This is a genomic window from Streptomyces sp. NPDC022552, assembly GCF_055561875.1.
Genome location: NZ_JBVHGJ010000012.1, coordinates 140,267 through 152,548 on the forward strand (window position 1 = coordinate 140,267; position 12,282 = coordinate 152,548).

Annotated in this window: 11 protein-coding genes; 4 read left to right on the forward strand and 7 right to left on the reverse strand. The window is 72.2% G+C overall.

Features of this window, described 5'->3' with window-relative positions:
* Positions 1-112: 112 nt before the first annotated feature.
* Both ACZ3OF_RS27515 and ACZ3OF_RS27520 read left to right on the forward strand, forming a co-directional pair.
* Positions 113-2,296, forward strand: a complete 2,184-nt coding sequence (locus ACZ3OF_RS27515) for a RecQ family ATP-dependent DNA helicase (RefSeq protein ID WP_467307391.1) — start codon at positions 113-115, stop codon at positions 2,294-2,296.
* Positions 2,297-2,513: 217 nt separating this feature from the next.
* Positions 2,514-3,143, forward strand: coding sequence for a hypothetical protein (locus tag ACZ3OF_RS27520; protein ID WP_361680347.1), 630 nt, complete (start codon positions 2,514-2,516; stop codon positions 3,141-3,143).
* An 80-nt stretch (positions 3,144-3,223) separates the two neighbouring features.
* On the opposite strand, the gene ACZ3OF_RS27525 is transcribed toward ACZ3OF_RS27520, so the two are convergent.
* The 6 genes from ACZ3OF_RS27525 to abc-f all read right to left on the reverse strand — a co-directional run bounded on the left by ACZ3OF_RS27525 (position 3,224) and on the right by abc-f (position 10,117).
* Positions 3,224-3,853 (reverse strand): hypothetical protein, encoded by a 630-nt coding sequence (locus ACZ3OF_RS27525; protein WP_361680344.1) that lies wholly within the window; start codon positions 3,851-3,853, stop codon positions 3,224-3,226.
* Positions 3,854-3,944: 91 nt separating this feature from the next.
* Entirely contained in the window at positions 3,945-4,655 is a 711-nt protein-coding gene (locus ACZ3OF_RS27530; protein ID WP_361680341.1) for a ribonuclease HII, read from the reverse strand.
* A 207-nt stretch (positions 4,656-4,862) separates the two neighbouring features.
* On the reverse strand, positions 4,863-6,653 hold the full coding sequence (locus tag ACZ3OF_RS27535) for a DUF4153 domain-containing protein (RefSeq protein ID WP_467307394.1): 1,791 nt from the start codon (positions 6,651-6,653) through the stop codon (positions 4,863-4,865).
* Between the two features lie 236 nt (positions 6,654-6,889).
* Positions 6,890-7,801 (reverse strand): ADP-ribosylglycohydrolase family protein, encoded by a 912-nt coding sequence (locus ACZ3OF_RS27540; protein ID WP_361680338.1) that lies wholly within the window; start codon positions 7,799-7,801, stop codon positions 6,890-6,892.
* A 12-nt stretch (positions 7,802-7,813) separates the two neighbouring features.
* Positions 7,814-8,473: a histidine phosphatase family protein gene (locus ACZ3OF_RS27545; RefSeq protein ID WP_361680335.1), complete on the reverse strand. Its 660-nt coding sequence runs from the start codon at positions 8,471-8,473 to the stop codon at positions 7,814-7,816.
* A 33-nt stretch (positions 8,474-8,506) separates the two neighbouring features.
* Positions 8,507-10,117: a ribosomal protection-like ABC-F family protein gene (abc-f, locus tag ACZ3OF_RS27550; RefSeq protein ID WP_467307397.1), complete on the reverse strand. Its 1,611-nt coding sequence runs from the start codon at positions 10,115-10,117 to the stop codon at positions 8,507-8,509.
* A gap of 111 nt (positions 10,118-10,228) precedes the next feature.
* On the opposite strand from abc-f, the gene ACZ3OF_RS27555 reads away from it, so the two are divergent.
* Entirely contained in the window at positions 10,229-10,891 is a 663-nt protein-coding gene (locus tag ACZ3OF_RS27555; RefSeq protein WP_361680329.1) for a TetR/AcrR family transcriptional regulator, read from the forward strand.
* Here the strand turns inward: ACZ3OF_RS27555 and ACZ3OF_RS27560 are convergent, their stop codons facing one another.
* Positions 10,892-11,497, reverse strand: coding sequence for a YdbC family protein (locus ACZ3OF_RS27560; protein ID WP_361441670.1), 606 nt, complete (start codon positions 11,495-11,497; stop codon positions 10,892-10,894).
* Positions 11,498-11,637: 140 nt separating this feature from the next.
* Between ACZ3OF_RS27560 and ACZ3OF_RS27565 the strand changes: the two genes are divergently transcribed.
* Positions 11,638-12,168, forward strand: coding sequence for a TerD family protein (locus ACZ3OF_RS27565; RefSeq protein ID WP_361680326.1), 531 nt, complete (start codon positions 11,638-11,640; stop codon positions 12,166-12,168).
* Positions 12,169-12,282: the final 114 nt, after the last annotated feature.

The following is a 12,282-nucleotide window of genomic DNA, read 5'->3' on the forward strand; positions in this document are numbered from 1 at the left end:
GGTGCCGACTCCGAAAGCCCTGTGGATAACTCGACGGGAGGCCCTCACCAGGTTTTCCACAGGTTCCGCGGCTCGTTCGCGCATTGTCCGAGTCATCGGGTTGCATGGGGGCATGACCAACGCAGAGCGCCACCCCGACCGCGCGGCCCTCCGAGCCACCGCCGACGCCGTACTCGCCCGCCTCGTCGGCGACCCCACGGGCGCGGCGAGACTGCGCGAGGACCAGTGGCGTGCCATCGAGGCGCTCGTCGCGGACAAGAGGCGCGCGCTGGTCGTCCAGCGGACCGGGTGGGGCAAGTCCGCCGTGTATTTCGTCGCGACCTCGCTGCTGCGCGCGACCGGCAGCGGTCCCACCGTGATCGTCTCCCCGCTCCTGGCGCTGATGCGCAACCAGGTGGAGGCCGCTGCCCGTGCGGGCATCCGCGCCCGCACGATCAACTCGTCGAACACGGAGGAGTGGGAGACGGTCCAGCAGGAGGTGGCGGCGGGCGAGGTCGACGTCCTGCTGGTCAGTCCGGAGCGGCTCAACAACCCGGGCTTCCGCGACGAGGTCCTACCCCGGTTGGCGGCCGCCACGGGCCTGCTCGTGGTCGACGAGGCCCACTGCATCTCCGACTGGGGCCACGACTTCCGGCCCGACTACCGCCGTCTGCGGACGATGCTGGCCGAGCTGCCGGCGGGGGTTCCTGTGCTCGCCACCACCGCGACGGCCAACGCCCGTGTGACGGCGGACGTCGCCGAGCAGCTCGGTACGGGCGCGGGGACCGACGCGCTGGTGCTGCGTGGCCCGTTGGACCGCGAGAGCCTGAGCCTCGGTGTCGTCCGGCTGCCAGACGCCGCGCACCGGCTGGCCTGGCTGGCCGATCACCTTGGCGAGCTGCCCGGTTCGGGGATCATCTACACGCTCACGGTGGCTGCCGCCGAAGAGGTCACCGCGTATCTGCGCCAGTGCGGCCACACGGTCTCCTCGTACACCGGCCGCACCGAGAACGCGGACCGGCAGCAGGCCGAGGAGGATCTGCTGGCCAACCGGGTCAAGGCCCTGGTGGCGACATCAGCCCTGGGCATGGGGTTCGACAAGCCGGACCTGGGCTTCGTGGTGCACCTCGGTTCACCGTCCTCCCCCATCGCGTACTACCAGCAGGTGGGCCGTGCCGGGCGTGGTGTGGAGCACGCCGAGGTGCTGTTGCTGCCGGGCAAGGAGGACGAGGCGATCTGGCAGTACTTCGCGTCGGTGGCCTTCCCTCCCGAGGAACAGGTGCGCCGCACGCTCGACGTGCTGGCGCAGGCGGACCGGCCGCTGTCCCTGCCCGCTCTTGAGCCTCTGGTGGAGCTGCGGCGGACCCGGCTGGAGACGATGCTCAAGGTGCTCGACGTGGACGGTGCCGTGCACCGGGTGAAGGGCGGCTGGACGAGCACGGGGCAGCCCTGGGTGTACGACTCCGAGCGCTATGCCTGGGTGGCGCGGCAGCGGGCCGCCGAGCAGCAGGCGATGCGCGAGTACGCGGCGGGTTCGGGCTGCCGGATGGAGTTCCTGCGGCGTCAGCTGGACGACGAGGAGGCCGTCCCGTGCGGCCGCTGCGACAACTGCGCGGGGTCCCGGTTCGACCCGAAGGTGAGCGACGCGGCGCTCGATGCCGCCAAGGGAGAGCTGGGCCGGCCCGGTGTGGAGGTGGAGCCGCGCAAGATGTGGCCGACCGGACTCGCGGCGGTGGGCGTCGATCTGAAGGGCCGTATCCCGGTGGGCGAGCAGTCGTTCGGCGGCCGGGCGCTGGGGCGGCTTTCGGACATCGGCTGGGGCAACCGGCTGCGTCCGTTGCTGTCCGAGCGGGCGCCGGACGGTCCGGTTCCGGACGATGTCGTGCAGGCGGTCGTGCGGGTGCTCGCCGACTGGGCGAAGGGTCCCGGGGGTTGGGCCTCCGGGGCGCCGGACGCTCCGGCCCGGCCCACCGGTGTCGTGATGGTGGCCTCGCGCAACAGGCCGAGGTTGGTGGACTCGCTGGGGCAGCGGATCGCGGAGATCGGCCGTATGCCGCTGCTGGGGGCGGTCGAGTACGCGCCGGAGGCCGAGGAGTTGCGGATCTCCCGGACGAACAGCGCCCAGCGGGTGGTCGGGCTCCATCAGGCGCTGACGGTGGCTCCCGCACTGGCGGAGCGGCTGGGCTCGGCCGGGGGTCCCGTGCTGCTCGTGGACGACCTGTCGGACAGTGGCTGGACGCTCGCCGTGGCGACCCGTCTGCTGCGCCGGTCGGGGGCTGAGGGGGTGTACCCCCTGGTGCTTGCCGTCCAGGCGTGAAACGGGGAGTGAACACTGGGTGTCTGGGCAGGGATATGAGAGGCATACCGGCCCATTCCAGTCAGCGGCCTCAATTGCTCGTTGCCGCCCGCGCACAGGCCCGCAAGAATTGGGAAACCGCCCGGCATGGCCCCGCACGCGGTCCGGAAGGACTGTGCCGTGGTGCGCCCTCACTCGACCCTGCCCGCCCAGCGGGCGCGTATCCGAAGGGAGGACCGTGACCTTCGGATTCGCTCCGTCCGCAGCCACCTCGATCACCTCGTCGTCCGAGTCCGCCAGCCGCCTCGCTCGGATGCTGGAGCCCGCCGAGTGGGCGGCCGCCGGAATCCCGCTGCTCCGGAATCCTCGTGAGGTCGTCAGCGGTCTGCACACGCGCCATCGGCCGGCGCCCTCGACGGGGGTCGTCGCGGTGCTCGACCATGAGGAACGGCTCATCGCCAGCGCGTCGTTCACGCGTCGCCCGGTCCCCGCGGACGGCTGGGAGTTCCGCAACGCGCTCCTGGCCCATCTGCGTCGCGTGATCCCGCACGACCTGCGGCGGCGTACTCCCGTACGGACGGCCGTGCTGCTCTACTGCCGTGATGGCGACGAGCGTTGGACGGAGGAGGACGGCGCCTGGATGTGGGGGTTGCGGGACGCCTGCACGCTCCACGGGCTGCGCTGCGGTGCGTACATCACGCTGACCCGCAGCGGTTGGCAGGTGCTGGGCGAGGGACGCGGCGGCCGGCACCCCAGCCTCGGATCGCGCCCCGAGGCGCTCGGCGATGCCGCATCCGAACGGGGCATCTTCGCTCCGCGCACGGCCGGAGGCGCCGCCGAGCCGCTGCGCCGGACCGCGGCCCGCTGAGACGGACCGCCGGTGCGCACGACCACGGCCCGGCCGCCCGCGAGGGGCAGCCGGGTCAGGACCGCGAGAGACGCTCCGGCTCAGACACCCGCGCCGAGCACGGCGTTGATGCGCTGCGGGTCGCCGCAGACGATGAGCAGCGTGGTCGCGCGTCCCATCGCCAGGGGCAGCGCCCGCGCGGCGACTTCGTCGGTCGAGCCGTTGACCGCCACGACGACGACGGGCCGTGCCGTGGCTCGTTCCACGGCGGAGGCGTCGGCGAAGAACACGTCGTCGCCGGTGTCCTGCTGGGCCCAGTAGGCGGCCTCACCGAAGGACAGCTCGTGCGCCGCCCACGGGTGCTGCTCACCGGTGGTGAGCACGAGGATGTCGCCGGGGGCGCGACCGCTCTCCAGGAGCAGATCGACGGCCTCTTCGGCGGCGTCGAGCGCGCCGTCGACCGGGGCCGGGATCAGCTGGATCTGCGGTCCGGACCGCTGTTCGGAACGATTCTCCGCGCGGGAGGACGGGGACTGGCCGGCACCGGGGTGCGGACGCGGTACCGGCGGGCCGGGGCGAGCCGGTCCAGGACCGGGACTCCCGGGACGCGGCGAAGCCGCGGAACGCGGACCGGGTACGGGACGGGGGGTCGGCGCGGGGCGGCCTGCGGCCGTGCCACGGGGACCCTGGGCACTCTCGTGAATCTGAGGCTCCTCGGGGATGAGAGGCATGGGTGGATGTCTATCAAACGCCGGTGCGCGGAGCTCCGGCGGGTGGGCACAATCGTGCGACCCGGCTGTTGGCATGAGCCTGCCGGGAAGTTCAGAAGTCGAAGCCGAGTTGGCCCCCGCTTTCCAGTGCGACCGCCTCGGCGGAGATCCGGACCTTCTTCAGGTGCCGCCACTGGGGCAGCGCGTCGAGATACGCCCAGGAGAGACGGTGGTAGGCGGTGGGCCCCAGCTCTCGCAGGGCTGCCTTGTGGACCGGCGAGGGGTAGCCCGCGTTGTCGCCGAAGCCGTACGCCGCGCACTCCAGCGCCTCGCTCTCCAACTCGGCCATCATCGCGTCGCGTCGGACCTTGGCGATGACCGAGGCCGCCGCCACGGCGACGCAGGACTGGTCGCCCTTGATCACCGTACGAACCTGCCAGGGGCTGCCGAGGTAGTCGTGCTTCCCGTCGAGGATCACCGCGTCCGGACGTACGGGCAGGGCGTCCAGCGCGCGCACGGCGGCCAGCCGGAGCGCCGCGGTCATGCCGAGCTCGTCGATCTCCTCGGGGGAGGCGTCACCGAGGGCGTAGGCGGTGACCCACTTCTCCAGTTCCGCGGCCAGCGCGGTACGGCGCTTGGGGGTGATCAGCTTGGAGTCCGTGAGCCCCTCGGGGGGCCGGCGCAGGCCGGTGACGGCCGCGCAGACCGTCACGGGACCGGCCCATGCCCCGCGTCCGACCTCATCGACCCCGGCAATGATCTTGGCGCCGGTGGTGGCTCGGAGCGAGCGCTCGACGGTGTGGGTGGGTGCTTCGTAGGGCATGGCGCCAGACAGATTACGCCGATCTGCACCGCCCGCGATACCCGGATTCCCATCGGATGCCCGAAGCGGCCGGATGAAGCCCTCGACAAAGGCGCGATCCGATCGATCATCGCGCCGATTCTGGTGTGCCTGGGCCCCTGTCCCTCCCCACCAGCGGGGAAGAACAGGGGTCCAGGCGCAGCTTCGGTCGGACGGTGGCGTCCAGGTTCAGGGGGTGTCGTACGAATCGCCGTACCAGGTGCCGTCCGCGTACGGGTCGTACTCGTCCTCCCTGCTCGGCACTCCGCATTCGGCCGGGGTCCGGTCGGTCCCACGCTCCGTCAGGATCGTGCGCGCCCGCACCTCCGACCAGCTCGTGGCGTACCAGCTGTCGTCGTCCTCGCGCAGACGCGTCTCGATGTCGCGGAGGGCGCAGGAGCGCTGAGGCTCGGGAAGCCGGTCGAGCGCGGGTACGGCGTCGGCCGAGAGCCCGGCGAGATAGGGGATGTCGATCTTGTCGGAGCTGGTGAACCGCTCGACGTTCTGCTCGGCGACGATGGCGTCGGGGGACGCGAGGCCGAAGAGGAGCATGCCCGCGGCGGCGCTCACGGCCACCGCGCGGGGCAGCAGGCGGGCGCCGAAGATCCCCGCGGCCATGATCAGCAGAATGACCAGCCCCAGCCACATCTCCATGGCGGCCACCGAGATGCGCAGCCGCGTGAGCCCGTACGCGTCCACGTACAGGTCCATCCTGCGCAGCGCCGAGGCGACCACGACCAGGGTGAGGAGGCACAGGGTGCCGAGGACGGCGCGTACGAGCGTGCGGTCGCGCGAGTCGGCACGCGGCGCCCAGCGCAGGGCGAGGCCGATCACCACGAGGGTGAGGAGCGTCGCCATCAGGAGCTGCCAGAAGCCCTGGCGGGCGTACTCGGAGTAGGTCAGGCGTGTCTCGCTGAGGACCTTGTCGTATCCGCCGAAGAGGACGGCGAGTTGGACAGCGTTGAAGGCCGCGAAGAGCAGATTCAGCACGATGAGCGGGAGGGCCCACTCCAGTCGTGCCCGGGCCTTGCCGGGGCGGATGACCATCCGGTCCCAGCCCAGGGGCGCGGCGGCGGTGCGGGCGACGGCGATGGCGCCGAACAGCCCGACCGCGAAGAACAGGATCCGCAAGGGCGCCTGCTCCAGCGAGACGTCGGGGATGAGCGCGCCGAGCAGGTCGGCGAAGGCCGCGTCGGCGCCGGCGAACAGCGCGCCGAAGACGATGAGCAGGGCGACGGCCACCCCGGCTGTCCGTACGACCGGCCCCCACCGGCCGCGCGAGCCGTCGGCCCGGTCGCGCAGGCCGCGCCAGACCCAGGCACTGCCGGAGCCGAGGGAGTCGAAGAGTCCGACGGGTGAGAGCAGGACGCTCGGCCAGCCCCGGCCGCCGTGGAGGGCCAGGGCCGTCACGCCGAGGGCGGAGACGATCGCGAGGAAGGTCGGCCAGCCGGCGTCCCGCAGCGCGGGTACGGCGAGGAGAGCAAGGCCACCGACCGCCCAGACCAGCGTCCAGGGACGGAGTCGGCGACCCGCCGCCCGCGCGGCGAAGGCGGCCGCGAGAACCGCGGGAGCGGCCACGATCATCAGGTTGAGCCCGATTCCCTCACCGAGGAGCAGGGCGCTGAACAGGGCGGTGGCCAGGACGGCCCAGAGGGTCGGGGCGGTCACCTGGGCCGGGGCGCTGGGGCGCAAGTGGTTGAGCCATGGCTCGCTCGGCGGCCCCGGTGGCGCCCAGGGGTGCGGCGGCCGGGGGTACGGCGGCCTGCCGCCCGGCCCCCCGGCGGCGGCCACGGCCCGCGGCTGCGGCACGTGCGGCTGCGGCTGCGGCTGCGGCTGCGGCTGCGGCTGCGGCTGCGGCTGCGGCTGCCCAGACGGTACGGCGCCGGACGGCGTCGTACCGGCGGAGCGGCGGGGTGCAGGGTCGGACTTGGCTTGAGCCCTGTCCTGCTGCGGTGGCGGTTCGGACGGTATGTCGGACACGGGACCCCCTCCCGACCCGGTCGCGTTCGTGCCATGAGGGCGGAGGGTTGCGGTCCGGGTGTCGCGTCGGCGCGCTCTCGTCATGATCAGCGCTGCGGAGTGGCCGACTCTAACGCCGGTCCGGCTGGGCGGACCCGGCCGGACGGCGCTGTGTCAGGACCGTGACACTCGCCGGCCCGCAAGGACGTCACGGGTCGGCGTTCGGGACCACGTCACCAGAGGCTCAAGCCTTCGGGTCAGGGACGGACTGCGGTCGGCAGCCAGTCCGGCAGTTCCTCGGTCCGCTCCAGCCAGGAGGCGGGCGGCGCGCCCACCGTGCTGGAGGCCACGACCCCGCCGGCGATCGCGCAGGTGGTGTCGACGTCCCCGCCGACCTGGGCGGTCGTCCAGAACACCTGCTCGTAGTCGCCGAGGGCCCGGGCCGCGGACCAGAGCGCGAACGGGACGGTGTCGTGGGCGCTGGTGCGGCGCCCACTTCCGAGGACCGCCGCCACGGTCGCGGCGTCGCCGTAGTCGAGCATGTCGCGGGCCCTGCGCAGTCCCGCGCCGACGGCGCTGCGCGGTACGAGCGCGACGACCCCGTCCAGGAGCTCCGTGGGCTTCGGCGGACCGGCCGGATTCGCCGCGAGCGCGGCGGCGGCCGCCACGGCCATGGTGCCGACGACGGCCTCACGGTGCTGGTGCGTGGTGTACGCGGAGATCTCGGCCTGATGGGTCGCCTGCTCCGGGTCATCCGCGTACCAGGCCCCGAGCGGGGCGATCCGCATCGCGGCGCCGTTGCCCCAGGAGCCCTGTCCGTTGAAGAGCGCGGCGGCCAGTTCACGCCAGTCGCCGCCCTCCCGGATGAGCCGCAGCATCCGGTTGACCGCGGGCCCGTAGCCCCGGTCGAAGTCATGGTGCTCGGCGAACGAGTGAGCGAGCGCGTCCTGGTCGATCCGATCGTGCCGGGCGAGCACGGCCAGGACCGAGCAGGCCATCTCGGTGTCATCGGTCCACTGCCAGGTTCCCGACGGCAGTTCGCGTCGTTTGAGCAGCGGATAGTTGGCGGGAACGAAGAACTGGGAGCCCAGGGCGTCTCCCACGGCCAGCCCTCGAAGGCTGGCCAGGGCGCGTTCGAAGCGCCGGTCGAGAGAGGAGTCAGCGGTCATCGCTCCACCACTCTATCCGGTGCGGCCGTACGGTTCCGGGGTACGCCAGTGCTCGAACGGCCGGTCCAGGCCGTATCGGCCGTCCTCGCCGAGCAGCAGTGCCCGCGTCTCGCCGTTGCCCGGGTTGGACAGCGACTCGAACTCGGCGACGGTCCAGTGGAACCAGCGCATGCAGAACAGCCGCATCGTCAGCCCGTGGGTGACCAGCAGGACGTTCGGCGGGTGGTCCGGTGCCTCGAAGCTGCGGTACAGGCTCTCCAGGAACGCCCCGACCCGGTCGTACACGTCCGCTCCCGACTCGCCCTGCGCGAAACGGTAGAAGAAGTGCCCGTACGCGTCGCGGTACGCCTTCTGGAGTCGTACGTCGTCCCTGTCCTGCCAGTTCCCCCAGTCCTGCTCCCTGAGCCGCGGCTCCTCCCGCACCCGGACCTGCTCGGGGTCGAGCCGGAACTCCCGGAGCGTCTCATGGGTGCGGCGGTACGGAGAGACGTACACGCTGACCTGTTCCTCCCCGAACAGTCCCCGAAGCCGCTCCCCCGTCTCCCGTGCCTGCCGCAGACCGGTCTCGGTGAGTCTGAGCGCGTGGTCCGGCTCCCGCTCGTACACCGTGTCGTCGGCATTGCCTTCGGACTCTCCGTGTCGTACGAGGACGATGCGCCGCGGTCGTGCCATGCCATGACCCTAGATGGCCCTCCCCGGCCGGGCTCAGCCGAGGGGGCGTCCGGCGTCCATCCGGCGTATGGCGCCGGTGAACCGGCGGCGCAGCTGCCGGTCGTGGGAGACCACGACCAGGGCTCCGGCCCACTGCTGAAGCGCCTCCTCAAGCTCCTCGACAAGACCGAGGGAAAGGTGGTTCGCGGGCTCGTCGAGCAGCAGCAGGTCGACGGGCCGGGCCAGCAGGCGGGCGAGCGCGAGCCTGCGGCGCTGCCCGGCGGAGAGGCTGCCGACCGGTACCTGGAGGTCGCCGGGCCGGAACAGTCCGTACGAGAGGAGCAGTTCGGCCTGCTCGTCGTCGGTGAGGGTCAGCCCGCGGCCGAAGGCGGCCAGGACGCGCTCCGCGGGCCGGTGGGCCGGTATCTCCTGGGCGAGGAACCCGATCCGGCCGCCGCGGCGGACTTCCCCGGTGTCCGGTTCGGTGAGACCCGCCATGACGCGGAGCAGCGTGGACTTGCCCGCCCCGTTGTGCCCGTGGATCAGGAGCTTCTCCCCCGCCCGGACGGTCAGCCGGTCGACGGCCAGCCGTTCCGCGACGCGCACCGCGGTCAGCGAGACCAGTTCCCCCTCGGCGCCTCCTGCGACCGGCCTCGCGGCGAAGGTGAGCGGCCGGGGCGGCTTGGCGACCGGTTCGGCCCGGAGGCGTCGCAGTCGCTCCTGGGCGTTGCGGACCCGGCCGGAGACCGACGCCTGGACCCGGCCGCCGGCCCGGTCGTACGCCATCTTGTTGTTGTCCTTGATCGAGCGGCCCGCGGCGACTCCATGGGCGGTGGTCGTGGCGTAGGCATCGAGCCGGGCCGTCTCCTCGCGCCACGTCTCGTACGCCTGCTCCCAGCGCTGCCGGGCGGCGGCCCGCTCGGCGCGGAAGCCGGCGTACCCGTCGCCGTACCGCACGACGGTGCGCCGGTCGGCGTCGACCTCCAGGACGGCGGTGGCCACCCGTTCCAGGAAGACCCGGTCGTGGGAGACGGCCACGACCGTGCCGTGGTGGGCGAGCAGGGCCTCCTCCAGCCAGTCCAGGGCCTGTTCGTCGAGATGGTTGGTCGGCTCGTCCAGCAGGAGCACCTCGGGCGCGGCGGCGACGGCGCAGGCGATGCCTAGCCGGGCCTGCTCCCCGCCCGACAGGCTGCCGAGCCGGCACTCCCGGCCTATGGAGGCGAGCCCGAGGCCGTGCATGGCCTTGTCCACGCGTGCGTCCGCTTCGTACCCGCCGCGCAGTTCGAAGGCCGTGAGCAACTCGCCGTACGCGTCGAGCTCGTCCGCTCCGGCCGTGGCGAGAGCCGCTTCGCTCTCGCGGAGCCGCCGTTCCATGGTCCGAAGCTCGGCCAGCGCGTCGTCGATCGCGTCGGCGACGGTGTGGTGGGCCGACAGGCGTGGGGTCTGCGCGAGCATTCCCGTACCGCCCTCGACAAGGGTGGTGATCTCCCCCTCGTCGGGCGCTTCGAGGCCCGCGAGCAGTCGGAGCAGGGTGGTCTTGCCCGCCCCGTTCTCCCCCACGATCCCGATCCGCTCACCGGGGCGCACGGTGAGCGAGATCCGGTCGAGCAGCAGGCGTTCGCCGCGGGACGCGGTCACGTCATGCAGAGAGATCTGTGTGGGCAAGGGCGCCTCCGGTGACGGTCGACAGGACACAGCCCGCTCACGCAAACGCAACGCGAGTGGCATTACGACGACTATGGCACACTCGACTGACTAACGCAACGGGAGTAGCAATTGAACGCCTCGATCGAGGGTGACCAGACGCCCCCACCCGGCAGCCGCCGCCCCGGCGGCCGCACCGCGCGCACCCGGGCCGCCGTGCGCGACGCCGTGCTGACAGGGCTGGCCGAACACGGCTATCCGGCGCTCACCGTCGAGTACGTGGCGGAGCATTCCGGAGTGCACAAGACGACGCTCTACCGCCGATGGGGCAGCCTCGAAGGGCTCCTCGCGGACGCCTTGATGCTCGCCGGCGAGGACAGCTGGACCCCGCCGGACACCGGCAGCCTGGAGGGCGACCTGCGGGCACTGGCCCGTGAGGTGGTCGACTCCTTCTCCGATCCTGCGGCCTCTGCGGCTCCCACCGCCTTCGTCGGCGCCGCCTTCCAGTCGGAGCGCGCCGCAGAGGCGCTGCGCGCCTTCTACTCGGAGCGCTTCACCCGCTGCGAAGGGGTCGTCGAACGGGCCCTGGCTCGCGGTGAAGCACCCGAGGGCACGGACGCCGGCGCGGTCGTGCGCGCCGCCTCCGCGCCTCTGTTCCTGCGCCTGTTCGTCACCCGCGAGCCGGTCGACACGGCACTGGCCGACCAGTCGGCCCGGGCGACGGCGGCCGCCGTCGCGGCGGGAGCCTTCGTCACCCCGTCGACCCCCGGCGCGGCCGGTCCGGGCGAGGCGTGATCAGACCGTCCAGGACGGCTCGAGCTGCACCACGTCCCCGCTGAGCGCCGCCACGTCGGCCTCCGTCTGGGCACGCAGCCCGAGCCGTTCGACCCGCTCCACCCGGTACTTGCCGTGTTCCGCGGCGGACCGCCACATCGACAGCACCACGAACTCGTTCCCCGGCGCCTCGCCGAAGACCCCGCGCAGCATGCCCGGGGAGCCGGCCATCGCCGGGTTCCACACCTTCTCCTGCATCAGCGCGAAGTGCTCGACCCGGTCCTCGTGGACACGGCAGTGCGCCACCCTCGCCACATCGGCGTCCGCGAACTTCGGCTCGAAGCCGGTCTTCACGTCGAAGCGGTGGTCGAAGAGCTTGACCTGGCTGTCCTTGAACGAGCCCGACTGCGTGGCGGCCAGCCGGTCGTGGGAGCGCGCCATGAACGAGTCGTAGAACGCGCGGCTCTCCCAGAACGAGAAGACATGGGCGACATCGGGACGCGCCCGGCTCCACCCACCGCCCTGGCCCCGGAATCCCGGCTCACCCAGCAAACCCGCCCATTTCCGCTGCCCCCGCTCGAACCCGCGACGGTCCACCACGGTGCAGCGAATCCACTTGACCAGCACGGCGCCATCGTACGGGGCATTCACCGTCCGCCACCCCGTTCTCCGGCGGAGTGCGCATGACACCATGAACAACCGGTCCGAGATCCTGGGCAGTTGACCGGGCCCAGGGTTATCAGTCGTACACAGAGAGGGGATTCACGGTGAGCGGACTCAACAAGGGGGTCGGCAAGGTCGAGGTGACGCTCAAGTGGGACCCCAGTCCGATCGGCGCCGCGGCGCACGATCTCGACATCATCGCCGGGGTCTACACAGCGGACGATCCGTACGGCTCGCCCGCCTATCTGGTGCACTTCGACAGCCGCTCCCCCGACGGCACGATCACGCTCAGCCGGGACAGCCGTACGGGCCAGGGCTTCGGCTACGACGAGGCGATGATCCTCGAACTCGACCGTCTCGCGCCGCGCTACGCGCGCGTGGTGGTGGGAGTCGCCATCCAGCAGGGCACCGGAAAGCTGACGTTCGGCGCCATCGCCAACACCGGTGTACGGGTGCGTGAGGGGTACACCGAGCTGGCCGCTCACGGCTTCGAGGATGTCGCCGGGTCCACGGCGGCGACGGTCGTGGAGTTCACGCGCGACGGGCCGGACGGCTGGTCCTACCGGTCGATCCGTCGTGGCTTCGACGCGGACCCGCAGACCTTCGCGGCGCAGATGGGCGCCAGGACCGCCTGACCCCGCCCGGTACAGGCGCGTCATGACGCACAGGAGCGCGTCATGACGCAGCAGGAGGGGGACCGGCCCGAGGCCGGTCCCCCTCTCATTCGCCGTTCGGCCCGCGGCCGCTGA